This is a genomic window from Kitasatospora sp. NBC_00374 (assembly GCF_041434935.1).
In the GTDB taxonomy this organism is placed as follows: domain Bacteria; phylum Actinomycetota; class Actinomycetes; order Streptomycetales; family Streptomycetaceae; genus Kitasatospora.
This window is the reverse complement of the sequence record NZ_CP107964.1, coordinates 8,430,407-8,454,102: the sequence shown is the minus strand read 5'-3', so window position 1 is coordinate 8,454,102 and position 23,696 is coordinate 8,430,407. Positions and strand designations below refer to the sequence as shown.

The window sequence follows — 23,696 nt, the reverse complement described above, 5'->3', positions numbered from 1 at the left end:
CGGAACGCGCAACCCGGGGCCACCCGTCCCACTCCGCCCCTACGCCGACACCTGCACGGGTCGCCGACCACCGGTTCGCCGTAGCGCGGCATCGGCAGGTGGCCGGGGCAGGGCGCCCGTTCGGTCGGCCGCCGAACGCCTCGTTTCGGGGACCGCCGCAGCTGTTCCGGTGTCCGGCCGGCGTGCGGGGGTAGCCTCCGATGCATGCGACACCATGATCTTGTCGTCCTGGGGGCGGGCTCCGGCAACGCGGTGATCGACGGCCGCTTCTCCGGCCTCGATGTCGCCATCGTCGAGGAGGGGCCGTTCGGCGGGACCTGCCTGAACCGGGGCTGCATTCCCAGCAAGATGCTCGCGCACACCGCGGAGGTCGCCGACGGCGTTCGCGAGGCCGACCGGTTCGACGTGGACGCCGCCCTGGGCGGCGTGCGGTGGACCGAGGCGCGGGAGCGGGTGTTCGGGCGCCTCGACCAGCAGGCGGCGGACGGTGAGCAGGGGCGGCGGCGCTCGGGCTTCGTCACCGTCCACCGCGGCCGGGCGCGCTTCACGGGGGCGCGGACGCTGGTAGTGGAGGGCGACCGTGGCGAGGTGCGACTCGGCGCGGAGCAGGTCGTCGTGGCGGTCGGCAGCCGCCCGGTGGTCCCCCCGCCCGTTCGCGAGTCCGGCCTGCCCTACGAGACCTCCGACACGGTGATGCGGCGGCCGACACCACCTCGGCACCTGGCAGTACTCGGCGGTGGTTACATCGCCGCCGAGCTGGCCCACGTCTTCCACTCGGCCGGCAGCCGGGTCACCGTCGTCGAGCAGCAGGACACCCTGCTCGCTCCGCAGGACGAGTCCGTGTCCCGGGCGTACACCCGGATCGTCCGCGACCTGTTCGACGTGCGCACCGGCGCCGCGCTCAGCCGGCTGGAAGGGGAGCCCGGTCACCTCCGACTGCTCCTGGACGACGGCTCCACCATCGAGGCCGACACCCTGCTCGTCGCGGTGGGCCGCACCCCCAACAGCGACACCATCGACGCGGACCGGGCCGGCATCGCGCTGAGGGACGACGGGCGCATCGTCGTGGACGCCCACCTGCGCACCACCGCACCGGGCGTCTTCGCCCTCGGCGACGTGTGCACCCCCGTGCCGCTCAAGCACGTGGCGAACCGGGAGGCGCAGGTGGTCGCACACAACCTGCTGAACCCCGACGACCCGACCGCCATCAGCCACGACACCGTGCCCGCCGCGGTCTTCACCCGCCCACAGATCGCCCAGGTCGGCCTGACCGAGCAGGAATGCCGGGCCCGTGGCCTGGACCACGTGACCGCCATTCGCCGCTACGCGGACGTCGCCTACGGCTGGGCCCTGGAGGACACCACCGGCTTCTGCAAGGTCATCGCCGACCCCGGCACCCGCCGCCTGCTCGGCGCCCACATCCTCGGCCCGCAGGCGTCCACCCTGATCCAGCCCCTCGCCATCGCGATGAGCCTGGGCATCGACGTCCCCACCCTGGCCGGCACCCCGTACTGGATCCATCCCGCCCTCACCGAGGTCGTGGCCAACGCCCTGCTCGATCTGAACCTCTGATCGAAGCGGCACACGCGGGCCGCAGGGACGAGCCGGAGATGTCGGTTCAGTCGACCAGCGTCGCCGCGCCGTGGACGGCTGCTCCCACCCTCGTCCGGTCACCCACTGAGTGACGCCACGAGTTTCGCGGCCTCGGGCCGCCCCGGGCCCGTCACCGCGTCCGCCTGGCGTACACGCCCCCGCCCGCCGCGAGGGCAGCGGCTGCCAGGGCGGAGGCCGGCTCGGTGCGTCGTGGCCCAGACGCGGCCTGGGTTGCGTAGGCGTAGCCGAGGTAGCTGGCCTCGGACCGGCTCGACCACCGGAGATCAGGGCGAGCCGGTCGCCGTGTTCGGCGGACGCCTTGACGTACGCCCACTCGATCCCCGCACTGGCTCCGGTCACCACCACAACCCGTCCGTGCCACTCGATGGGTTCATGCCCGTCGTGCGTCCTGAGAGCCGGCGGACAGACCCGCCGGGGGCGGTGTGTCGCGTTTGCATCAGCGCGGCCGTAGCGTCGTTGACCGGACCCCCGTTTTGAAGGAGGCAGCCAGATGGCGCCGACGGCACTGTTCGACGTCGACGGGACACTCCTCGACACGAACTACCTGCACACACTGGCGTGGGCCGAGGCGTTCGCGCAGTACGGCCACGCGCCCGCGATGGCCCGCATCCACGCCTCGATCGGCATGGGCGGCGACCAGCTCCTCGGCCATGTCCTCGGCCAGGAGCGTGACCGGTCGCAGGATGGTGACATCAGTTCCGCCCAGCAGGCCCTGTACGCCCGGTTCTGGCCGCGGCTGCGGCCTTTCGACGGCGCGGCCGACCTCCTGCGTGCGGTGGCTGCGCGGGGCTGGACGGTCGTCCTGGCAAGCTCGGCTTCCGACCGGGACCTGCGGGTGATGCGCCGCGCCCTGGACGCGGACGACGCGATCGCCGCCGCGACCGGTGCAGACGACGTCGAAGCCAGTAAGCCCGCGCCCGACCTGGTCCATGCCGCGCTGGACAAGACAGGTGCCCGCGGGGACGAGGCCGTCTTCATCGGAGACACGGTGTGGGACGTCCGGTCCGCAGCGGCCGCCGGCGTGCCCTGCATCGCCGTGCTCTCCGGCGGATGGGGCGAGCTCGATCTGCGGGCCGCCGGGGCACTGGAGGTATACGAGGACGCCGCCGCTCTGCTGGCCCGTCTGGCGGACAGTGCGCTCGCACGTCCACCGTCCGGGCATGGTGGATAGTCGACGGCGAACGCTTCGGGGCAGCCCGTCAGGACCGGCAGCACCGCGAGCCGGGGTGATCGGCCACGTCACCACTCTGGGCGCGATCGCCGATCAACGACCAGACGAAGGGGGCTGTTGCCTGGGCGTCGTTCCAGGGGTGGGTGGTCGGAGATCGCCAGACGGGGGAATCCGGCCCCTGCCGCGTGCCGGGCCTGATCGATCAACTGGCGGGAGTGACCTCCCAGGAGAGGAGTCTGCCGAATCGGTCATGAATCCGCCTGCCCCTCCGGGGCTGAGCGGCACGCGTAGGCACCTGGCGCACCGGCCGCTCAGCAGCTTGCTCCTAGTGCTTCAGGACATCCTTCGCCTTCTGGCCGGCTTGGGCCGCATCGCCCTTGACTTGCTCGGCCTTGCCTTTGACGACAAGGCTCTCGTTGCCCACGGCCTTCCCGGTCGTTTCCTTGACTTTGCCCTTGGCTGTCTCTGCAGTGTGCTTGATCTTCTTTCCCGCGCTCATGCCGTTCTCCCATGCGGATCGGTGGTTCATGCTGCGGGTGCCCGTTCTGTCAATATTCATACTTGAGAGTGGAGAACCGCCGTCGCCGAGACCTCAGGGAGTCTCGCGACAGCGGCGGGCCTGCCCGGCAGCCGGGTCCGGTCCCGCACCGGCGGCGCGGCTGGAGGCCGGGCGATCGCTTCCCAGGTGGGAAGCTTCCGTGAGCTCATGCTGGAGGTATGAGCGACCACGACGAATTCCTGGCCTGGGTCACCACCGCGCTGTACGAGGCCGAGCGGGCCCTGCACAACGGCGACGCAGGCCCTCGCCGCACGCTGTGGTCCCGCAACGAACCCGTGAGCGTCCGGGGTGCCTGGCGTGATGCCAGCGGCCAGCGCGCGGTCCACCGGCTCTTCGACGCTCTCGAAGCGGCCTTCTCGCACTGCACGTCGTACGAGTTCGAGATCCAGGCCTACGACCTCTCGGGTGACATGGCCTACACGGTCGGCCGGGAGCACATCTCCGCCTCCGTCGAGGGACAAGCTCGCACCTACACACTGCGCGCAACTCAGGTCTACCGACGCGAGGACGGGACGTGGAAGGTCGCCCACCGCCACGCCGACACCGCTCCCGAATGACCCGTAGGACGACAGGACCACCCGCGCAGCCAGCGGGCGCTCGGCCACGGACAGCCTCCGGCAGGGCAGGCGGGCGGCGGCCAGAGGCGACGGGAGCTCGTCGCCCGCACCCCGTCGCCAAGATTCTCGGCACCGGCCCGCCGGGCGGAGCGAGAGCACGTGCGTGTGCGCGTGGGCTCCGACGCCCTGGCTCACGTACGACCGAGGGACGACGACAGCCGGGCAGTGGTCCTGTGGGCGGAGGGCGGCTGGTCCCGTGGGCTGATGGCCGGCGGGCAGGCGCGCCGTATCGTCGGTGCCATGAGCCGAGGACTGCATCTGGCCACCTACCTGCTGGCCTTCGACACCCGGGCCCAGTCCCTCCAGGACCGCACCCGCGCCGGCTTCCTGCTGCGCGCCGCCGCCCTGGCCGAACTCGCCCACCGGGGCGCCGTCGTCGAGGACACGACGGGCCGAGTACAGGTCGTCTCCGCCCACCACACCGGGGACAGCGTCCTGGACGCGCTGCTCATCGAGGTGGGCGGGCGGCCGCGCACCTGGAAGTCGTGGATCAAGCGCAGCCGCGACGACACTCTGGAGGCCGTCGAAGAGCGGCTCGCGGTGCTCCGCGTCGTGACCATGGCGGACCGCGACCCCTACGGCCCGGTCCTGCCGCATCGGACGGTGACGATGGAAGATCCGCGCGAAGCCCTGGATCTCCAGACGCGAATCGCCGACACCGTCCGCGGCCGCACGCCCGCCGAAGTGCCGTTCGCCGACGCAGTACTCGCCGCACTGGCCGCCCACGGGCACCTACGGCTGGTCCTCTCACGAGACGACCGCAGGACCCACGCCGGGCGGATCACCGCACTCACGGACCGGCTCGCCGACCGGGCCCCGGGCCTGGCCCGGGCGGTGACCAGGCTGAACCTGACCATGGTCGCCGCCCAGGGCGGAATGGGCGGCAACTGACCGGATGGTCGGGCGCCGCACGCCGCACGGCGAGGGCGGAGCAGCAGGACGTGCCGGTCGGCCGCGCTCGTCGTCCCACTCAGAGCGTCCGGTGTCCGGGCTCCGCGGTTTGGGCCCCGCCTCCTACCGACTGACCATCGACACCACTGACCGCACCGGCGCCCCGGCCCTCGGCCGGTCCGCGAGTGTGAGGTCGTCGATGGCCCGCTTGGCGGCCCTTCCAGGGGTTCGGTCGTGTCACGAGCCCTTGTCGGCCCGGTGCCGGGCCTCGATGGCCTTGCCGGTGCTGGCGAAGGCCTTCGAGAGATGGCGCTTGCCGACGGTGCCGACGACCACACCGAGCACGCGTCCCTTGAGGTTCTTGCCCTCGCGGACCACGACGGCGTCCACGTCGGTCGTCCCGTCGGCCGTCGGCGTGAACGTGTACGTGTGGCCCGATCTGCCACCCCACACATTGGAGTCGGTGGTCGTCATGACGACGTGCTGGGGATCGGACCAGTCGTAGTGCAACCGTTCCCAGATCCCCGCCGAGCCCTCGGTGACGTCGGCCTCGTGAGGTCCCCGGTCGTGCACCTCGAGGTACTTGTCGGCGCTGTTGCCGAAGAGCTCCGAGCGCCCCGGCCCGAAGTCGGTGAGCCCGGCGACGAACTCCTCTGGTGTGGCGGCGATCGTCTGATGCAGATGAATCGTGGACATGGGCGCTCCTTGCCGTGAGCAGGCCTGCTCCGAGCGTCTCGCCGCGCCGTGCCGCCCGCAACAGTTCGGCACACGCCGGGCGTCGGACGCCGCAGAGCTACCGGTACCCGCGCCGCTCAGCGGACCGCAGTCGATGGGGGCGCGGGGTGTCGCGGACGGCCGCGGTGAAGGCCAGCCCGACGGTGTCGCTCTCGCTCATGCGCGCCCCTTCGTTTTCGCCGGGCAGCCGTACCTCGCGGCCGATGGTGTGGTGGGCGCGACGGGACGGCGGTCAGGAGTTCAGGCGACGGGTCGTCAGCGAGCTCGGGCTGCCTGGACCGCTTCGGCCGCCGCAGCCGACCCGATCAGACCGAGCTCGCCGGCAGCGTGAAGACGAAGGACTCTCGACGGCTCCCTTGATCCGCCCCTCGACCGTGGCCGGCTGGGTGGCTGGGGCCAGCAGACCGCAGAGCGCCTGGGGAGCTGGTGGGCCCGGTAGTCGGCCCACTGCGGCCGGGCATGGCCCGCACCACACCCCGGTTCTCTCCCGGCCGTGACCGGACCGTTGTGTTAACCAGACGTTAGCTCTCCGCTGCGGCCATGTCCCGGCCCAGGCCACGTGGTGGAGGCTGCGATCCACGGCCGCGCCCCACCCGTCTGTCGGCCGCGTATCCAGGAGGAGGTCTCCCCCATGACTCCAGCCATCCTTTCCACAGCAAGGACGCCTTGGAAGGCCGTGGTCGGCGGCTCGATCGGCAATCTGGTCGAGTGGTACGACTGGTTCGTCTACGCGAGCTTCGCCACCTACTTCGCCGGGGCGTTCTTCCCGCACGGCAACCCGACCGCCCAGCTGCTGAACACCGCGGGGATCTTCGCCGTCGGTTTCTTCATGCGCCCGATCGGCGGCTGGCTGCTCGGCCGCTACGCCGACCGGCGGGGCCGGAAGGCGGCGCTCACGCTGACCGTGACGCTGATGTCGGTGAGCGCCGTGCTGATCGCCGTCGCCCCGACCTACAGGCAGGTCGGGTATGCCGGAGCCGGCGTACTGCTGGTTGCCCGGCTGCTCCAGGGGCTGTCGGTCGGCGGCGAGTACGCGGCCAGCGCCACGTACCTGACCGAGGCCTCCGCCCCGGGCCGACGCGGCTTCGCGGCGAGCTTCCAGTACGTGTCGATGACACTGGGTCAGCTGACCGGCCTCGGCCTGCAGATCGTGCTGCAGCACACGATGTCGTCGGCCGACCTGCACGCGTACGGCTGGCGGATCCCGTTCATCGTGGGCTCCATCGGGGCCGCCGTGATTTTCTGGCTGCGGCGGAACCTGGTCGAGACCGAGGCCTACACCGAGGCCGAGACCGACAGCCCGGCCCAGCGCGGCACGCTGCGCCGACTGCTCCAGCACAAGCGGGAGTTCGCGCTGGTCATGGCGCTGACCATGGGCGGCACAGTGGCGTACTACACCTACACCACCTACTTGACCAAGTACCTGTCGAACACCGTCGGCCTCAGCAAGAACGACGCGGCACTGGTCAGCTTCTGTGCGCTGACGGTCTTCATGCTGCTCCAGCCGCTGGCCGGCGCGCTGTCCGACCGGATCGGGCGTCGACCACTGCTGATCGCCTTCGGCATCGGGGCCACCCTCGGCACGGTGCCGCTGATGACCACGCTCTCCCACACCGGCACCTTCGGCGGCGCGCTGCTGCTGACGGTGGCCGCCCTGGTCATCGTCACCGGGTACACCTCGATCAACGCCGTGGTGAAGGCCGAACTGTTCCCCACCCAGATCCGGGCGCTCGGCGTGGCGCTGCCGTACGCGCTGGCCACCGCGCTGTTCGGCGGCACGGCCGAGTACGTGGCGCTGTGGTTCAAGGACGCGGGGCACGAGTCCGGCTACTACTGGTACGTCTCCGGCCTCGCGGCCGTCTCGCTGACGGTCTACCTCACGATGCGGGAGACCAGCAACACCGAGCTGTCGGCGGCCGACCAGCCTGCCGCCAGCGTCGGGGCGGCGGCCTAGACTCGGGGCATGCGGGTACTCCTGGTCGAAGACGACGATCGGCTCGCGCACGCCCTGATCCCGGCGCTCGCCCGGCACGGCCACCTGGTGGTCCGCGTCGGGCGGGCGGACGACCTGCTGCGGCTCAAGGACACCGCCGAGTTCATCCTGCTCGACCTGGGGCTGCCCGACATGGACGGCCTGGAGGCCCTGCGCCGGCTGCGCCGGGTCTCCACCGTGCCGGTGATCGTGGTGACAGCCCGCACGGAGGAGCGCGATGTGCTGCGCGGCCTGCGCTCCGGGGCCGACGACTACCTGGTCAAGCCCTTCCGGACGGCCGAACTGGTCGCCCGGATGAACGCCGTGATGCGGCGCGGCACCCGGCCGCTGGCCGCCGCCAGCCGCGCGGTCGAGGTCGGCGACACCCGGATCGACCTGGAGACCCGCCGAGTCACGGTGGCCGGCAAGCCTCTCACCCTGACCCGTCGGGAGTTCGACGTACTCGCCCTGCTGGCCCGGGAGCCGGGCGTGGTGCGCAGCCGGGAGGAGATCCTCGACGAGATCTGGGGCAACACCCTGCTCTCCGCCTCCCGCTCGCTCGACGTGCACATCGCCGGCATTCGTGCCAAGACCGGCCGCCCGCAGTTGGTCGAGACGCTCCGGGCGACCGGCTACCGACTGGCCCTGGACTGATGCAGCGCCGGCTGCTGGTCGTCTACACGCTGCTGATCGCCTGCCTGGTGGCTGCGCTGGCGGTGCCCTTGGCTCTCGCGTACTCCTCGCACCGGACCGGGCAGTTGCTGCTCGCCCGCCGGGCGGACGCCACCCGCTTCGCCGAGCTCACCGACCGGGCGATCAGGGACGGCGACGCCTCCGGCCTGGCGCTGGAGGTGTCCCGGTACGCGGAGCTGTACGGGACGGCCGTGGAGATCCGCGACCGGGACGGCACCGCAGTGGCGGGCGGTGGCATCGGGGACACCGCAGCGGGCCGGCGGGCCCGGTCCGGCCGCACCACGGAGGCGCTGGCGCTGATCACCCCGTTCGGGCCCTCCTCGGTGCTGGTCGCCGAGCCGGCCGGACGGGACGACCAGGTCTCCGGGGTCGTCGTGCTGCGGGTCTCCACCGCCTCGGCCCGCCGCGCGATCGACGAGGTCTGGGGCGCGCTCGCGCTGGGCTCGGTGGCGGCGCTGGGCTGCTCGCTGCTGGCCGCCCAGCGGCTGACGGGCTGGATCCTGCGTCCGGTCGGCGAGCTCGACCGCACCACCCGGGCCATCGCCGAGGGGCGGCTGGAGGCCAGGATCGGCACAGTGCACGGTCCGGTGGAGCTGCGCCGCCTGGAGGAGCGTTTCAACGTCATGGCGGACACCATCTCGGCCGCGCTGGACCGCCAGCGGGCCTTCGTCGCCGACGCCTCGCACGAGCTGCGCACACCGCTGACCGTGCTCTCACTGCGCCTGGAGAACCTGGAACCGCACCTGACCGCCGACGGCCAGGCCGAGTACGACGAGGCGCTGGCCGAACTCGACCGGATGGCCGCCCTGCTGGAGGATCTGCTGACGCTCGCCCGGGTGGAGGCCGACGCCGGCCTGCCCGAGAGCGTGCCGGCCGGCGGCCTGCCCGCCCGGATCTCCGGCTGGCACGAGCTCTACACCGCCAAGGGCCTCACGCTCACCGTGGAGATCGCCGACCACTCCCCGCTGCCTGCCGCCGTGGCGCGAATCGCCGACATCACGCTCGACAACGCGGCGAAGTTCGTACCGGCCGGCGGCCGGGTAGGGGTCTCGCTCGCCGACCGGGTGCTCCGGGTCACCGACGACGGTCCGGGGCTGGACGAGGCCGCCCGGGCAGCCGCGCTCGGCCGGTTCTGGCGCGCAGCGGACCAGGGGAACGTGCCGGGCAGCGGCCTTGGCCTGGCGATCGCCGCCGAGCTGGCCCGGGCCTGCGGGGGCACCCTCGCGCTGCTGCCGAACGAGCCGCACGGACTGGTGGTCGAACTCCGCCTCGGCCGGCGCGAAGACCCAGGTCATCCGTAGACAGCGCGGTAGTACCCGGCCGCACCGGGGTGCAAGGGCACGGTGCCGGTGGAGACCGCGTACCGCTCGTCCAGCCGGCTGCCCGGTGCGTCCGGCACCTGGAGGCTGTCCCGGCGGCGGAACAGCACCTCCGTCACCGCCCGGACGGTACCCGCGTCCAACGCGGTGGCGCAGACCAGATAGCTCGGCGTGCCGACGGTCCGTGTCGGCCCGCGCCTGCCGTACGCCCCGGCCGGGATCGAGACACTCTCGTACACCGGCCCGTACGCGCGGCGCAGCACCGGTTCGTAGGCGTCCAGCGGCACCAGCCGGATCGCGGTCTGCTCGGCCAGCTGCGCGATCGCCGAGGTCGGGACACCGCCCGACCAGAAGAACGCGTCCAGCTGCCCGGCCCGCAGCGCGGCCACCGACTCCGGCAGTCCCAGCTGCCGCGCCGCGATGCCGCTCACCCCGGCCGCGGCCAGCACCCGCTCGGCCATCACCGAGGTGCCCGACTCCGCTGCACCGAGCGAGACCGTACGGCCCGTCAGCTGGTCCGGCGTCAGCACGGGTGAACCGGCGGGCACCACCAGGTGCAGGTAGTTGAGATAGAGCCGGGCGATCGCGGCGGTCGGGACGGGGTGGGGAAAGGCGGCCCGACCGGCTATCGCGTCCGCCGCGCTGTCCGCCAGGGTGAGCCCCAGCTCGGCCCTGCCCTCCCCGATCAACCGCAGGTTCTGCACGCTCGCCGCCGTGCTCAGCACCTGCACGCTCAGGCCGGAGTGGGTCCGGTGGACCTCGTCGGCGAGCCGCCGGCCGAAGGTCTCGTACGGCCCACCCTCCGGCCCGGCGGCAAGCCGCAGCGCGCCGCGCGGCTCGGAGGCCGAGCAGCCGGCCACCGTGCCCATTGCTGCCACGCTCAGTGTCAGGAACGCGCGGCGCGAGAGGCTGGGCATCCGGCCGAGCCGGTCAGCCACGGAAACCCGACGGAACTGTCTCCGGCCACCTTGGCGCGGAGCCGCTTGTCCCCTTCGGGCCAACCGCCTCGGCGTGGACGCCGTTGTGTCCGCTGGGCGGGCGCGCCACGTCCGGCGGGTCGACGGCGACGTGCGGGCGTCGGCCCGCTTCCTGGCCGGTGGGCCCGAGCCGACCGAAGCCAGAGCCGCCTTCAAGCCGCCCGTCACAGATCACGCCCACCGGACGACGTGTGTCTCCCGCGACAACCATCCCGCCAGGATATCCAGTCCGGCGGAGGCGCCGTATCGGCCGGCTGGAGTCTCCCTCCTTGCTGCTGTCGTGGCGCGCGCCCACCCGCGCCACGCACTGCCCGGACCGAGGCCGCCGCCCGGCGGGTGGCGGGTGGCGGGTGGCGGACGGATCCGCCCACGCGGTCCGGGCCCGTGGCTACCGGCCCGGCAACGGAGGGAACGTCGCCGTGATCCTCTGCGGCGCCGCCACCGGCCCCGCCGACCTGGTCCGCCGGCCCGACCGGAACTCACCGACCACCCCGAACAACCCGGCCACCGGCGGCAACAACAAACGGCCGGGAGGGTGTGACGGGTCACGGCCGGCCGGTTTCAGGCGGGATCGCGCCGGTCGTGCGCATGCCCGCCCCGCCCGCGCGGATGTGCTCGCCGGACCAGGTCAGGCAGCACGTCCGCGCAGTGCGGGCCGGGGGCGGCGGCTCGGCGGTTGCCAGATACGGGGACAGTTGTTCGAGCCGAACGTCCGTGGCCTGTGCGCGGCAGCGATCGTGGCCGGACGAGATCCGCGACAGTGCCGGAATCGCCCCCGAGGGCATCGCGCTGCGCGCCAGGAAGGTCCAGCTCGGAATCGGCGACAGAGTCATCGGACACGCTCCCGGCCGCGGCCGCGGCCGACCCCTGCGCGGCGGCCGGGCTCAGGTCCGCCGCGGTGGGTCGGCGGGCAGCCAGCGGTGGTAGGTGGCGGCCAGGACGAGCGCGATGGTGCAGCTGGTGGCGAGCCAGGCCGCGCCGACGCCGGTGAGCCCGTACCGGGGCATGAGCGCGAGGACGAGCATCAACAGCAGGCCGGCGAAGGCCAGCTGCAGACCGGCCAGGAGCAGCAGTGCGCGCCGGACGCGGGCGACGTGCACGGCGATGCCGAAGAGCACGTTGGGCAGGGCGGACAGGGCCATGAGGCGCAGGACGGTGGTGCCGCCTTCGGCGTAGTCGGTGCCGAACAGTTGCAGGATCCAGGGTGCGGCGGCGACGGCGACGGCGGTGGCCGGGGCGATGAGGATGGCGGTGTGTCGGAGCATGTGGCGGGCGTGTTCGGCGAGTCGGTCGGGTTCGGCGGCGCCTTCGACGGTGAGGGACTGGCCCATGCTGTAGGCGGCTTGGTAGAGGGTGTCGGTGACGAGGTAGGCGAGGGAGTAGTAGGCGGTCTGTTCGGCTCCGAGGCGGGCGAGGACCAGCAGGGGCAGGGATTTGGAGACGGCGACCTGGCCGAGTTGGCCGGCGTAGTCGGCCGCCGCGTAGGCCGCCATGTGCCGGCGCGGTACGCCGTGGGGGTGGGTGGTGTGGCGGGCGGCGGGCAGGGCCCGGGCGAACACCACCGTGTTCGCCACGGTGACGGCGAGCACGAGACCCGCCGACCAGGCCACCAGGATGCCCGCGCCCACCGCCAGCGCCACACAGACGGCCAGACCGACGACCTTGGCCAGCGCGAAGATCAGGTTCTCCACCAGAACCCAGCCCGGGCTGCGCAGGCCGGTCAGCGCGCCGTCCTGCAGGACGAAGATCGCATATGCCGCGGTGGCGAGGACGAACAGCAGGGCCGGCAGCGGGCTGCGCAGTTCGGTCAGCCCGGGTGTGATGTGGGAGGCCAACAGGACGAAGCCTGCGGCCACCGCGGCGCTGGAGGCGGCGGCGACGATGTAGCAGCGGATGACGAACCGCCGCCCCTGGGGCCCCGCGGTGGGCAGGAAACGGATCAGGACGTCGCCGAGGTTGAGCGAGCCGAGCGTGGCCAGCAGCATGGCCACCGACAGCAGCGCGTAGCTGCGGCCGACGGCTTCGGTGCTGAACCATCTCGCCGCCAGCAACCAGAACAGGGCACCGAGACCGGCGGCCACCACCGCGCTCGCCGCCAGGATCCGCCCGTTGCGCAGCAACGCGCCGGGCCCCGGACCGGGCCGGCCGTCGGCCTGCCGCCGCTCCCGCCTCCGCAGCAGAGGGGCCCGCCCGTTCCTCACACCGACTCCCGCGTCCTCGCCCGGAGCCGCAAGGCATGACCTTGCCAAGGAGTGCGGTCCCGCCTCGCCGGCGTGGTCGGCTCCGGGGCGTGGGCGGACCGCAGGCGCAGGCAACGCACCGTGCCGTCCGGTTTCGCCCTGCTGCCCTGACCGTGAGAGGCGCGCGACGCGCACGAAAACAAAGCGAGGACCGGAAACGGCGAAGCGCCGGGAGCAGACATGAACAAACCATGCCAGGCCAGACGCTCCTCGGAGCGGAACCCACGCCCCGACAGCGTCCTCCACCGCCGAACCGACATCGCGAAGGTCCGCGGCGGTAACCCCTGCCTGCACGCCGTCCCCCCGCCTTGAAAGTCGGCCTGGCGCTGCGGCACCTTCCCCAGGGCTCGGTGATCCTCGCGGGTGCTGCCACCGCCGTTGCCTGGGTGTGGGTGGTGGTCAACTACGCGGCGCCGTTCTGCGTCTCCGGCGCCGGCTTCGACGGCGCCCGTCGCACCCGGCGCGGAGCTACATCATGATGCTCGGCGTAAGTCCCGGCAGCAGCCAGGTCTGGAACGGCGCCAGCACGGCGAGGACGAGGAACGCCACCCCGCTGACCTGGGCCAGCAGCGGACCGCGCCGCCAGAGCTTCTCCAGGAAGATCACCACCGCGATCCCGGCCATCGCCGCCACGTTCATCACCCCGAGCGGCACCAGGACCACCATCAGCGCCCAGCAGCAGCCCAGGCAGTACCCGCCATGGTGCAAGCCGACCCGCAGATCCCGCAGCGGCGGTCGGTAGCCCGCGTAGCGCATCAGCTGGGCCATCGGACTGCGGCAGTGCCGCAGGCACACGTACTTCAGCGGGCCCAGTTGGTACAGCCCGGCCAGCGCGAAGGCGGCCGCGCCGATCCACTTCCCGGTGTCCGGGTCGCGGTCCACCAGGTCGCCGGTGAGGGCCAGCCCGCCGTACGCCAGCAGCCCGAAAGCCGTCCACACCAGCAGGTAGCCGCCCAGGAATTCCGCGGTCCGTACCGCCCGCTCCCCGCCGCTCGACTGCCGGCCGATGCCACGTGCCCAGGTCACCGCCACCGGCGCCACCGACGGCAGCATCATGGCCGCCATCATCGCCAGCCACAGCACCAGGAACAGTGGCAGTGCCATGCCCATCGTGCCGGGTTCGATTCCCATGTCCCGGGCCTGGCCGACCGTGAACACCCAGGCGAGGGCCGCGATCACCACGATCAGCGACCACGCCACCGCCAGATCCTTGGCAGGCATCAGCACGCCGGTCCGCAGCGGCTGCTTCTCCACGGTGACGGTACGCATGCTGCTCTCCTGCCTGCTCCTTCCAGAACAGCACACGTGCGCCGACGGCAAAACCCGGCCACAGTCCCCGCGCGGCAGCACACGGGACAGCGCCGCTCGTGGGCGGCGGGTCCTCCGGGATCGGCGCCACCAGTTCGAGCAACTCGTACCCGCGAGATCACCGAGGCCAAGCACGGTCGTGAACACTGAGCCCTGCAAATTCCGGCCTCACCGGTGTCCCGGCCACGGGCGTCGGCCCGCGCCGGGATGCCGTGCCTTGCCGGCTTGGCGCATGCTGGAGATGAGGCCGCTCCGCCGACGCGTCCTGCGGGCCTTCATGCGCGACAGCCTCATCACTCTGGGAGCCATGCGACAGCGGGGGGTGAGGAGGTCGGCGCGATGACCGAAACAACCACCAGCCCCGCCTGGCACCTGGTCGGCGACTGGTTCGACACCTGCAATTGCGCCATACCCTGCCCCTGTACCTTCGCCCAACCCCCGACCGAGGGCAACTGCGAGGGCGTGCTCGTCTGGCGCATCCGCGAGGGCCGATACGGTGATGTCACGCTCGACGGGTTGAACTTCGTGATGCTCGGGTCCTTCACCGGCAACATCTGGGCCGGTGCCGCCACCGACTCGCGGGCCGCCTTCTTCATCGACGAGCGCGCCGACGACCAACAGCGCACCGCACTCGGCACGATCTTCAGCGGCCAGGTCGGCGGGTGGCCGAAGCAGTTCAACGAACTCGCCACGACCGAGGTGCGCGGCATGGATGCCGCCCCCATCACCGTCGAGATCGACGACGACCTCCGGGCGTGGAGCGTCGAGATCCCCGGCCGGGTCACCGCCCGCGCCGAAGCCCTCACCGGCCCCACAACCCCCGCGGGCGGACGCGTGCAGGTCCACAACGCCCCCGGCGCCGAGGTCGGACCGGGCCAGATCGCCACCTGGGGCCGCGCCACCACCGACCAGGCCGACGCCTTCGGCTTCAGCTGGAACCGCAGCGGCAAATCCAGCAAGCACTTCCCGTTCGACTGGAGCGGCCCCGACTGACACCGCCCCCGGCCGCCCATACAGGTGTCAGCCCGGCACCGCGTGCCAGGGGGCGTCCGGACGAATCGGAGTGGGGCTCGCGGCCGGTCGGAGGGCGTACACGTCACGCGCCGCACGTACCGGCCATGCACCCGGGACGACACCTGGCCGCAACGCGAACCCACCGTCACAGCGTCTGAGCCCATTCCTCCCCATGAGGACGCGGCTCCGCCCGTGCCCGTTCCCGCCTGCGGCCACCTGCCCACCCATCCGTGCAGTCGGTCGCCGACGCGACTCGCGCACGGCCGCTCGTACCCGCCGAACGGTTCGACGTGCTGCGGGAGCCCCCGACCCGGCCATGCCCCCTGGGGCGTGCCTGGAGCCGCAGAGTCCGCCAACCACCGACCACCGGCCCCCTCGTAAAGCGCGCTGAGCACGCACCAGCGGCCCCCATTCGACACAAACCGGACCGGTTGCCCGATCAGCCCGGCCCACAGCGCATCCAGGCGCGGTTTCAGGACCCGAAACCTCCAGATCATGCCCGAGTCGTGCCCGAATCGCTCGCTCCACAGCGGCGGCGGCGTACGCCGGACCGACCTGACCTCAATCTTCTGAGATTTCCCTGAGCTTTCGTCAATTCGCATTCAGTGCCTGTTCTGCCCGAACGGGCAAAAGCCCGGGCGGACAAAGGAATTCTCCTCCGGACCGCATTTACAGGGCCCATCGGACCCACCTAGAGTCCCTATCGAACTTGTCGTGCCCACGCACCAAGGAAATGAACTCCCTTGAGCAATCTGACGGTCAAGCGCGCCCCGCGCGCCGAAAGTCCCGCCATGCCGGACGGCGAAGTCGAACTCGCCGAGCCCCCGGTTCTGGGCGAGCCCGCCAGTATGGATTTCGGCTCCGCGCTGATGTACCTGCCGATGGGGCTCGGGGCGGGTGCGATGGTGCTGATGTTCTCCGTACGTTCCGCCGGCCCGACCACCTACATGATGTCCGGAATGATGGGCGTCGCGATGCTGAGCATGACGCTCACCCAGCTCGGGCGCTCCGGTGGCGAGCGACGGCGCCGCACGCGTGCCGAACGGCGCGACTACCTCAGGTACTTGGCGCAGAAGCGGCGGCAGGCCCAGAGCGCGGCGGACCGGCAGCGGGCCGCGCTGCTGTGGGACAACCGCGAGCCCGGCGAGCTCTGGGCGCTGGCCCGCGGCCCCCGGCTGTGGGAGCGGCGGCCGAGCCACGAGGACTTCGGGCAGGTCCGGATCGGGCTCGGGCTGCGCCGCGCCGCGCTGGACTTCGTCCCGCCGCAGACCAAGCCGGTGGAGGATCTGGAACCCCTGGCGGCGGTGTCACTGCGGCGGTTCACCAAGGCGCACCAGACCGTGCGCCGGCTCCCCGTCACGCTGGCGCTGCGGCGCTTCACCAGCGTGGAGTTGGCCGGGGACGGCGAACCCGCCCTCGACCTGCTGCGCGCCATGGTCGCCCAACTGGCGGTGCTGCACTCGCCCGACGAGCTACGGATCGCGCTGCTGGCCGGCGAGGCGGGCCGCGCGGAGTGGGACTGGCTCAAGTGGCTGCCGCACACCGCGCACCCGACCCGGCAGGACGCGGCCGGCCCGGTCCGGCTGGCGGCCGGGGACCACGACGAGCTGCTGGACCTGCTCGGCTCCGACATCGCGGACCGGCCGGACCACGACCCGGCCGCCGCCCCCCATATCGCCGAGCCCTTCATGGTCGTCATCGCCCAGGGCGTCCGGCTGCCGGAGACCTCCCGGCTGCTCCACGGCGGTCTGCGGAACCTGGTGTTGCTGGACGCCACGGGGGCCATGACCGGCGGGCCGAAGGTGCTACGGCTGAGCGTGCGGGGGCGGCGGGTGGAGATCCCTTCCGGTACCGACACCGTGTCCGCGACCGCGGACGCGCTGCGACCGGCCGAGGCCGAGACCCTGGCCCGTACCCTCGCGCCGAGGCGTACCGGCGGCGCCGTCGACCTGCTCGACCGCCCGCTGGAGCAGGACGTGGAGCTGACCACCCTGCTGGGCATCCGGGACCCGCACCGCTTCGACGTGCCCACGCTGTGGGGCGCGCGGCAGGCACAGGCCGCCCGGCTGCGGGTGCCGCTGGGCGTGACCGAGGACGGGGAGGTGGTGGAACTCGACCTCAAGGAGTCCGCGCAGGGCGGCATGGGGCCGCACGGCCTGCTCATCGGCGCCACCGGCTCCGGCAAGAGCGAGCTGCTGCGCACGCTGGTGCTCGGCCTGGTCGCCACCCACTCCTCCGAGGTGCTCAACCTGGTGCTGGTGGACTTCAAGGGCGGCGCGACCTTCCTCAACCTCGACCGGCTGCCGCACACCTCCGCCGTCATCACCAACCTCGCCGACGAGATCCACCTGGTCGACCGGATGCGGGACTCCATCAACGGCGAGCTGATCCGCCGCCAGGAGCTGCTGCGGGAGTCCGGCCACTCCTCGCTGTTCGAGTACGAGAAGGCGCGGGCCGCCGGGGCCGGCCTGGCCCCGCTGCCCTCGCTGCTGATCATCGTCGACGAGTTCTCCGAACTCCTCTCCAACAAACCCGAGTTCGTCGACCTCTTCGTCTCCATCGGACGGCTGGGCCGCAGCCTCGGGGTCCACCTGCTCCTCGCCTCGCAGCGACTCGACGAGAGCCGCATCCACAAGGTGGAGGGCCACCTGTCCTACCGCCTGGCGCTGCGCACCTTCTCCTCGATGGAGTCCCGCAGCGTGATCGGCGTCGCCGGCGCGTACGAGCTGCCGTCGGCGCCCGGGCACGGCTACCTCAAGGTGGACACCACCAACCTGGTCCGGTTCAAGGCGGCGTACGTCTCCGGACCCGCGCCGGAGCCGGCGGGCCCGGACGAGGAGTCCACGCTCCGGTCCAGGGCCCGCGACGAGGTGACCGCCTTCGGTCTCGACCGGCAGGGACCGCTGCTCCCCGACCCGTCGGAGCCGGCCGAGGAGCCTCTGCGGCCCGGTCCGCGACCCGCCGCCCCGGGCCGATCACCGGGCGCGGCGGGCGAGTCGCACGGCACCGAGAGCCTGCTGGAGGTGCTGGTCGGCCGACTGGAGGACAGCGGGCCGCCCGCCCGCCAGGTCTGGCTGCCGCCGCTCACCGAACCGCCCAGCCTCGACCAGCTGTTGCCCGGCATCGTGCCGGACCCGGTGCGCGGAATGAGCGCGGCGGACCACCCGGGCGTGGGCCGGCTGACCGTCCCGCTCGGCACGGTGGACCGGCCGTTCGAGCAGTCCCGCGAGCTGCTGGTGGCCGACCTGTCGGGTGCGGACGGCCACCTGGGCCTGGTCGGTGCGCCGCAGACCGGCAAGTCCGCCCTGCTGCGCACCCTCGTCCTGGCACTGGCGCTCACCCACACGCCCGAGGAGGTCCAGTTCTACTGCCTGGACTTCGGCGGTGGCGGTCTGGTCTCCATCGCCGGGCTCCCGCACGTCGGTTCGGTCGCCACCCGGCTGGAGCGCGACCGGGTGTTGCGCACCGTCGTCGAGCTCACCCAGCTCCTGGAGCGCAGGGAGCGGGAGTTCACCGAACGCGGGCTGGAGTCCATGGCGGCGTACCGGCGGCTGCGCGAGCTGCGCCAGGTGGACGACCCGTACGGCGACGTCTTCCTGGTGGTGGACGGCTGGTTCACCCTGCGCCAGGACTTCGACGACCTGGAGCCGCGGGTGATGGAACTCGCGGTGCGCGGGCTGTCCTTCGGCATCCACCTGGTCGCCTCGGCCGTCCGCTGGTCGGAGATCCGGCCCCGGCTGCGCGACATGCTGGGCACCAAGTTCGAACTGCGGCTCGGTGACGCGCTGGAGTCCGAGGTGGGCACCCGGATCGCCGCGGCCGTCCCGCACCAGCCGGGCCGGGGACTGACGCCGTCCGGCTACCACTTCCTGTCCGCGCTGCCCCGGCTGGACAGCGACTCGGCGACCACCGACCTCACCGAGGCGACCAAGGCCGCGGTCACCGAGATCGGCACCTTCTGGAACGGCCCTTCCGCACCCGGGGTGCGACTGCTGCCCAGCCGGCTTCCGGTCGAGCAACTCCCGCCCGCCGAAGGCGATCTGCGCATCTGCCTGGGCCTGGACGAGCAGCGGCTGGAGCCCGTCTGGCACGACTTCTCGGCCAACGGGCACCTGATGGTCTTCGGCGACGACGAGACCGGCAAGACCAACGCCCTGCGCCTGGCGATCCGGGCCATCACCGACCGGTACACCCCCGAGCAGGCGCGGATCGCGCTGGCCGACCCCGGACGCGGCCTGCTCGCCATGGTCCCCGAGGAGTACCGGGTCGGCTACGTGGTGGACCGGGAGTCACTCGGGATGCTCGCCGCGAACACCGTCGTCTCGCTCGGCAAGCGCGTCCCCGGGCCCGACATCACCCCCGAGCAACTCGCCCGGCGCGACTGGTGGAGCGGACCGCTGCTCTTCCTCGTCGTCGACGACTACGACCTGCTCGCCGCCTCCACCGGCCAGCCCTCGCCGCTGGCACCGCTGGTGCCGCTGCTGCCGCACGGCCGCGCCATCGGGCTCCACGTGGTGATCGCGCGCAGTACCTCCGGCGCCGTGCGCGCCATGATGGACCCGGTGCTGCGCCCCCTGTGGGAGCTCGGCAATCCGGCCCTGCTGCTCTCCTACCCCAAGGAGGAGGGCAGGTTCCTCGGCGAGGCGAAGCCGCGCACGCTGCCCGCCGGCCGCGCCCAACTCGTCACCCGCCGGTCCGTCCGGCTGGTCCAGACCGGATTGGTGGCCGCCCCGTGACCCCCGCGCCCCGCACCACGGCCCGCCGCGAGCCGTTCGCCGTCCCCGAGGTCTGCCGGATCACCGTGGTGGGTCCGGCCGGCCGCAGCGACCTCGCCATCCCCGTCACGATCACCGTCTCCGCCCTGCAGGCCGTCCTGCTGGACGCCCTGCCCGAGGCCGCCTCGGAGCCGGGCTCCGCGTGGGTGCTGCAACGGCTGGGCGAGGACCCGCTCGACCCGGCCGGCACCCCGCAGACCCTGGGCCTGCGCGACGGCGACGTGCTCCACCTCCGCCCCGCCGAAACCGCGCTGCCCGCGCTGCAGTTCGACGACCTCGCCGACGGCGTCGCCAGCGTGGTCGCCGGACGCCCCGGCCGCTGGCAGCCGCGGTCCACCCGGCGCCTCGCGCTCGGCCTGGCCGCGCTGGCGCTGCTCGCCCTGGCGACGGCCCTGCTCGGCGGCGGGCCGGGGACGCTCTCCGCGCTCTGCGCGGGCGCCCTCGCGGCGGTCCTGGCCGGCGGCTCCGTGGCCGCACGGCGGACGGCCGGGGACCGCGCCGCCGCCCTGCTCACCGGCGGCGCCTCGCTGCTCTTCGGCGCGCTCGCCGGGCTGACGTCCGGCGGGCACCACCCGGACGCGCGCGGCCTGTTGATCGCGGCGGGCGGCGTGAGCGTGCTGTCCGCGCTGCTGCTGGCCCTGGGGGCCCTGCCGGTCGCGGCCTCCGCCGCCGCGCTGCTCACCGCCCTCGCCGCGGCGGCCGCTGCGGCACTCGTCCACCTGACGCACTGGAGCCCCGGGCAGGCAGCCGGACTCGCGGCCGGGGCGATGTTCGTGCTCGGCCACTTCGGACCGCGCCTGGCCTTGCGCGCTGCCCGGCTTCGCGCCCCGCAACTGCCCCACAACGCGGAGGAGTTGCAGGAGGACATCGAGCCGGATCCGCAGGAGCGGGTCGAACGCCGGGTGGCCACCGCGACCGCCTGCCTCGACGCGCTCAGCCTGGCGGGCGCCCTAGGGACTGTTCTGAATTCAGATCATGATTGCGCCGGTTCGTGCTCCTCGGTGGTGTGGTGGCTGGTAGAACGAGTCCATGACGCGCGGCGATCTGACGGACAGTGAGTGGGAGCTGGTTGAGCCGTTCCTGCCGATGGCGGCGACGGGGCCGATCCCGGACCTGCGGCGGCAGTTCGACGCGATCATGTGGCGGTTCCGGGTGGGCAGTCCCTGGCGGGATGTCCCCGAGCGGTACGGCAACTGGTCGACGATCTACGGCCAGTTCGGCACCTGGGCGCGCACGGGAGTCTTCCAGACGCTGATGGAGGGGATGATCGCCGAGGCCGCCGCGCGCGGCCAGGTCGACTTGTCACTGGTCAGCGTGGACTCCACCGTCTCTCGTGCGCACCATCACGCCGCCGGGATGGTCGTGGACGCCGAGTTGCTGGAGGAGCTGGAGAAAGCCGTCGCGGAGGAAAAGGGGCTGTTGCGAAGGGACGAACCGGAGCGATAGCGGGCCGGGGCGACGACACCGACGAGGCGGAGGAATCCCGGCGGGAGGCGAAGCGCCAACTACGCCGACGCCACCGGGCCCGGCTCAAGGCGGCCGCGCTGGGGCGATCGCGCGGCGGGCTGACCACGAAGACCCACCTGGCTGCCGAGCGGCGCTGCCGCCCACTGTCCCTCGTACTCACCCCGGGCCAGAGCGCGGACAACCCGCGGTTCACCGCCGTCATGGACAAGATCAAGGTACGCGGCCCGATCGGCCGGCCCCGAACGCGCCCCGACGCGGTGGCCGCCGATAAGGCCTACTCCGCTCGCACCACCCGGGCCTACCTGCGCCGACGCCAGATCAAGGCAGTCATCCCGGAGAAGGACGACCAGGCCGCCAACCGCAAGAAGAGAGGCCGAGGCGGCGGACGGCCCGTCAGCCACGACGCCGATCTGTACCGCGATCGCAACACCGTCGAACGAGCCATCAACAAGATCAAGGACTGGCGGGGCCTCGCCACCCGCTACGACAAGACGCCCGCCAGCTTCGAAGCAGGTCTCCACCTGCGCGGCTCCATCATTTGGCTCCGCAGCCTGAAGCCCACACCATGATCTGAATTCAGAACAGTCCCTAGTCCACACGACCGGCATCTGGTACCTGGTCCACCAGCCCGGGTGGACCGGCTGGCTGGTGCCCCTCGTGTTCAGCGCCGCGGTGCTGCTGCGCGCCCGGGGCCTGACCGGCACCCTGCAGCGGGTGTCGGCGGTCCTGGCCGGAGCCGCCGGGCTGTCCGTCCTGGCGCTGGTCCAGGTGGCCGCGGCCGGGGACGGGCCCCGGCTCGCCGTGCTCGCGCTGCTGCTCGTCGCCGCCGCGCTGCTGCTGGTGGCCGCCCGCCGGCTGCCGCACGGCCGCCCGCTGCCGATCTGGGGGCACACCGGCGACATCCTCGAACTCCTCACCTCGCTGGCCCTGTTCCCGCTGCTCCTGCAAACCGTCCATCTCTACGCCGCCGTCCGGGCGCAGTTCAGCTGAGGGGACGACACAGTGCAGACCCGACGCGACCACGTCCAGGCCTACCAGTTCGCCATGGGCAGGCTGGCCACGGCCCTGGTGAGCGGTGACCCGGGGCGCGGCGAGAGCCCGACCAGGCGTGCCGCGCTCGGCACCTTCCTCGGCGCCGGGGTCACCGCCCTGCTGTGCGCCGGCTCCGGCGTCTACGGGCTGATCTCCCCCGTCCCGCCGGCCGGTTGGCGGACACCAGGCTCGATCGTCCTGGAACAGCAGACCGGCAACCGCTACCTCTACCTCGCCGGCGAGCTGCGCCCGGTGCGCAACCACGCCTCCGCCCTGCTCCTGGCCGGCAGCAGCGCCACGATGCAGACGGCCGACCGGGCCGCGCTGGCCGGCACCCCGCACGGAGCCCCCGTCGGCATCCCCGGCGCGCCGGACACCGTGCCCACCGCCGCCGGGCTGCTGGCCGGCGGCTGGACCCGCTGCCTGCGCCCCGACCTGGCGACCGGCGAGGTCGTGGACTTCGCGCCGCAGGGGCACACCACGCCCGTCCCGGCCGGCCGTCAGGCCCTGCTGGCCGGCCCCGACGGCAAGCGCTACGTACTGTTCGGGGGCACCCGCTACCCGGTGCCCTCGGACAGCGCGCTGATCGCCCTCGGCCTCGACGGCGAGCGGGCGCTACCCGCCCGGCAGAGCTGGCTCGCCGCCCTGCCCGAGGGCGTACCGCTCGCGGCCCCGGCCATCCCCGGGGCGGGCTCCCCGGCCGGGCAGGTGGCGGGCACCGCAGTCACCGTGGGCCAGCTGTTCACGACCACCACCGGCGGCACCGACCACAACTACGTGATGCGGTCCGACGGCATCGCCCCGATCGGCGCCGCCGAGTCCGCGCTGCTCGCCACGGCCCAAGGCGCACCGGCCGTCCGCCGGGTGAGCGCGTCGGACATGGCGGGCGCGCCGCTGTCCACCGCTCCCCCACCGCCCGACCGGCTGCCCGACGTCCGCAACGCGCCCCCGATCGCCGCCGCCGGCCAGGCCCTCTGCCTGGCCCAAGCGCCCGACGGCACAGGTGTCGCCACCCGGGTCGTCCTGGAGGACGGCGCCGCGGCCACCGGCGGCCGCGCCGCGCTCCTGCCGGCCGACAGCGGCGTCTACGCCGTCGACCAGACCCAGCTCGCGGCCCAGGCACCCGACCCGCGGACCTACCTGATCGACGACCAGGGCACCGCCTATCCGCTCGCCGACGGCTCGGCCGCCGCCCAGCTCGGGCTCGCCGGCCGGGCCAGGACGCCCGTGCCCGCCGACCTGCTCGCCGAACTCCGGCAGGGCCCGGTGCTGGACGTCGCCGCCGTCCGGGCGACGCTGGGAGGTCGGTGAC

At 72.8% G+C, this 23,696-nt stretch carries 19 protein-coding genes and 1 pseudogene; 14 read left to right on the top strand and 6 right to left on the bottom strand.

The window, feature by feature from the left end:
* The first annotated feature begins 204 nt into the window (after positions 1-204).
* Positions 205-1,572: a mycothione reductase gene (locus tag OG871_RS36870; RefSeq protein WP_371502818.1), complete on the top strand. Its 1,368-nt coding sequence runs from the start codon at positions 205-207 to the stop codon at positions 1,570-1,572.
* A gap of 532 nt (positions 1,573-2,104) precedes the next feature.
* Complete coding sequence (locus tag OG871_RS36865; protein WP_371502816.1) at positions 2,105-2,785, top strand: HAD family hydrolase; 681 nt, start codon at positions 2,105-2,107, stop codon at positions 2,783-2,785.
* Between the two features lie 325 nt (positions 2,786-3,110).
* Here the strand turns inward: OG871_RS36865 and OG871_RS36860 are convergent, their stop codons facing one another.
* Positions 3,111-3,284, bottom strand: coding sequence for a CsbD family protein (locus tag OG871_RS36860; RefSeq protein WP_371502815.1), 174 nt, complete (start codon positions 3,282-3,284; stop codon positions 3,111-3,113).
* Between the two features lie 218 nt (positions 3,285-3,502).
* Here OG871_RS36860 and OG871_RS36855 point away from each other — a divergent pair, with 218 nt between their 5' ends.
* Both OG871_RS36855 and OG871_RS36850 read left to right on the top strand, forming a co-directional pair.
* On the top strand, positions 3,503-3,901 hold the full coding sequence (locus tag OG871_RS36855) for a DUF4440 domain-containing protein (protein ID WP_371502814.1): 399 nt from the start codon (positions 3,503-3,505) through the stop codon (positions 3,899-3,901).
* A 300-nt stretch (positions 3,902-4,201) separates the two neighbouring features.
* Positions 4,202-4,852, top strand: a complete 651-nt coding sequence (locus tag OG871_RS36850; RefSeq protein ID WP_371502812.1) for a GPP34 family phosphoprotein — start codon at positions 4,202-4,204, stop codon at positions 4,850-4,852.
* Positions 4,853-5,089: 237 nt separating this feature from the next.
* Here the strand turns inward: OG871_RS36850 and OG871_RS36845 are convergent, their stop codons facing one another.
* The gene (locus OG871_RS36845; RefSeq protein WP_371502810.1) at positions 5,090-5,548 is read right to left on the bottom strand and encodes a hypothetical protein; all 459 of its coding nucleotides are present in this window, start codon (positions 5,546-5,548) and stop codon (positions 5,090-5,092) included.
* 670 nt (positions 5,549-6,218) lie between these two features.
* Here OG871_RS36845 and OG871_RS36840 point away from each other — a divergent pair.
* The 3 genes from OG871_RS36840 to OG871_RS36830 are packed head-to-tail and all read left to right on the top strand — an operon-like array spanning position 6,219 to position 9,553.
* A complete protein-coding gene (locus OG871_RS36840) occupies positions 6,219-7,541 on the top strand; it encodes an MFS transporter (RefSeq protein WP_371502808.1) in 1,323 nt (440 codons plus the stop codon).
* 9 nt (positions 7,542-7,550) lie between these two features.
* On the top strand, positions 7,551-8,213 hold the full coding sequence (locus tag OG871_RS36835) for a response regulator transcription factor (RefSeq protein WP_371502807.1): 663 nt from the start codon (positions 7,551-7,553) through the stop codon (positions 8,211-8,213).
* Positions 8,213-9,553 (top strand): sensor histidine kinase, encoded by a 1,341-nt coding sequence (locus tag OG871_RS36830; RefSeq protein WP_371502806.1) that lies wholly within the window; start codon positions 8,213-8,215, stop codon positions 9,551-9,553. Before OG871_RS36835 ends, OG871_RS36830 begins: the two co-directional genes overlap by 1 nt.
* Here the strand turns inward: OG871_RS36830 and OG871_RS36825 are convergent.
* From OG871_RS36825 to OG871_RS36815, 3 genes are all read right to left on the bottom strand, one after another.
* Entirely contained in the window at positions 9,544-10,488 is a 945-nt protein-coding gene (locus OG871_RS36825) for a TAXI family TRAP transporter solute-binding subunit (RefSeq protein ID WP_371502805.1), read from the bottom strand. The genes OG871_RS36830 and OG871_RS36825 overlap by 10 nt on opposite strands.
* A 605-nt stretch (positions 10,489-11,093) precedes the next feature.
* Positions 11,094-11,381: a hypothetical protein gene (locus OG871_RS36820; protein WP_371502803.1), complete on the bottom strand. Its 288-nt coding sequence runs from the start codon at positions 11,379-11,381 to the stop codon at positions 11,094-11,096.
* 51 nt (positions 11,382-11,432) lie between these two features.
* The gene (locus OG871_RS36815; RefSeq protein ID WP_371502802.1) at positions 11,433-12,749 is read right to left on the bottom strand and encodes a lipopolysaccharide biosynthesis protein; all 1,317 of its coding nucleotides are present in this window, start codon (positions 12,747-12,749) and stop codon (positions 11,433-11,435) included.
* A 347-nt stretch (positions 12,750-13,096) separates the two neighbouring features.
* On the opposite strand from OG871_RS36815, the gene OG871_RS36810 reads away from it, so the two are divergent.
* Complete coding sequence (locus OG871_RS36810) at positions 13,097-13,267, top strand: hypothetical protein (RefSeq protein WP_371502801.1); 171 nt, start codon at positions 13,097-13,099, stop codon at positions 13,265-13,267.
* Here the strand turns inward: OG871_RS36810 and OG871_RS36805 are convergent.
* On the bottom strand, positions 13,257-14,057 hold the full coding sequence (locus tag OG871_RS36805; protein ID WP_371502800.1) for a DUF2182 domain-containing protein: 801 nt from the start codon (positions 14,055-14,057) through the stop codon (positions 13,257-13,259). The two genes, OG871_RS36810 and OG871_RS36805, sit on opposite strands and share 11 nt — an antisense overlap.
* Before the next feature lie 378 nt (positions 14,058-14,435).
* Between OG871_RS36805 and OG871_RS36800 the strand changes: the two genes are divergently transcribed.
* The 6 genes and pseudogenes from OG871_RS36800 (at position 14,436) to eccB (ending at position 23,695) form a co-directional block, all read left to right on the top strand.
* Positions 14,436-15,089, top strand: a complete 654-nt coding sequence (locus tag OG871_RS36800) for a DUF1326 domain-containing protein (protein WP_371502799.1) — start codon at positions 14,436-14,438, stop codon at positions 15,087-15,089.
* A gap of 764 nt (positions 15,090-15,853) precedes the next feature.
* On the top strand, positions 15,854-19,846 hold the full coding sequence (eccCa, locus tag OG871_RS36795) for a type VII secretion protein EccCa (protein ID WP_371502798.1): 3,993 nt from the start codon (positions 15,854-15,856) through the stop codon (positions 19,844-19,846).
* Positions 19,843-20,943 carry a type VII secretion integral membrane protein EccD gene (gene eccD, locus OG871_RS36790; protein ID WP_371502797.1) on the top strand — a complete coding sequence of 367 codons (1,101 nt, stop codon included), beginning with the start codon at positions 19,843-19,845 and terminating at the stop codon, positions 20,941-20,943. Before eccCa ends, eccD begins: the two co-directional genes overlap by 4 nt.
* A pseudogene (locus tag OG871_RS36785) lies at positions 20,915-21,921 on the top strand (IS5 family transposase). Before eccD ends, OG871_RS36785 begins: the two are co-directional and overlap by 29 nt.
* 79 nt (positions 21,922-22,000) lie before the next feature.
* Positions 22,001-22,342, top strand: coding sequence for a hypothetical protein (locus OG871_RS36780; protein WP_371502796.1), 342 nt, complete (start codon positions 22,001-22,003; stop codon positions 22,340-22,342).
* Between the two features lie 12 nt (positions 22,343-22,354).
* Entirely contained in the window at positions 22,355-23,695 is a 1,341-nt protein-coding gene (gene eccB / locus OG871_RS36775) for a type VII secretion protein EccB (RefSeq protein ID WP_371502794.1), read from the top strand.
* The last annotated feature ends 1 nt before the right edge of the window (position 23,696 follow it).

Bases quoted from the DNA above. Each gene is read 5' to 3' on its own strand.
- OG871_RS36870 (WP_371502818.1), top strand. From the start codon at position 205: ATGCGACACCATGATCTTGTCGTCCTGGGGGCGGGCTCCGGCAACGCG.
- OG871_RS36865 (WP_371502816.1), top strand. From the start codon at position 2,105: ATGGCGCCGACGGCACTGTTCGACGTCGACGGGACACTCCTCGACACG.
- OG871_RS36860 (WP_371502815.1), bottom strand. From the start codon at position 3,284: ATGAGCGCGGGAAAGAAGATCAAGCACACTGCAGAGACAGCCAAGGGC.
- OG871_RS36855 (WP_371502814.1), top strand. From the start codon at position 3,503: ATGAGCGACCACGACGAATTCCTGGCCTGGGTCACCACCGCGCTGTAC.
- OG871_RS36850 (WP_371502812.1), top strand. From the start codon at position 4,202: ATGAGCCGAGGACTGCATCTGGCCACCTACCTGCTGGCCTTCGACACC.
- OG871_RS36845 (WP_371502810.1), bottom strand. From the start codon at position 5,548: ATGTCCACGATTCATCTGCATCAGACGATCGCCGCCACACCAGAGGAG.
- OG871_RS36840 (WP_371502808.1), top strand. From the start codon at position 6,219: ATGACTCCAGCCATCCTTTCCACAGCAAGGACGCCTTGGAAGGCCGTG.
- OG871_RS36835 (WP_371502807.1), top strand. From the start codon at position 7,551: ATGCGGGTACTCCTGGTCGAAGACGACGATCGGCTCGCGCACGCCCTG.
- OG871_RS36830 (WP_371502806.1), top strand. From the start codon at position 8,213: ATGCAGCGCCGGCTGCTGGTCGTCTACACGCTGCTGATCGCCTGCCTG.
- OG871_RS36825 (WP_371502805.1), bottom strand. From the start codon at position 10,488: ATGCCCAGCCTCTCGCGCCGCGCGTTCCTGACACTGAGCGTGGCAGCA.
- OG871_RS36820 (WP_371502803.1), bottom strand. From the start codon at position 11,381: ATGACTCTGTCGCCGATTCCGAGCTGGACCTTCCTGGCGCGCAGCGCG.
- OG871_RS36805 (WP_371502800.1), bottom strand. From the start codon at position 14,057: ATGCGTACCGTCACCGTGGAGAAGCAGCCGCTGCGGACCGGCGTGCTG.
- OG871_RS36800 (WP_371502799.1), top strand. From the start codon at position 14,436: ATGACCGAAACAACCACCAGCCCCGCCTGGCACCTGGTCGGCGACTGG.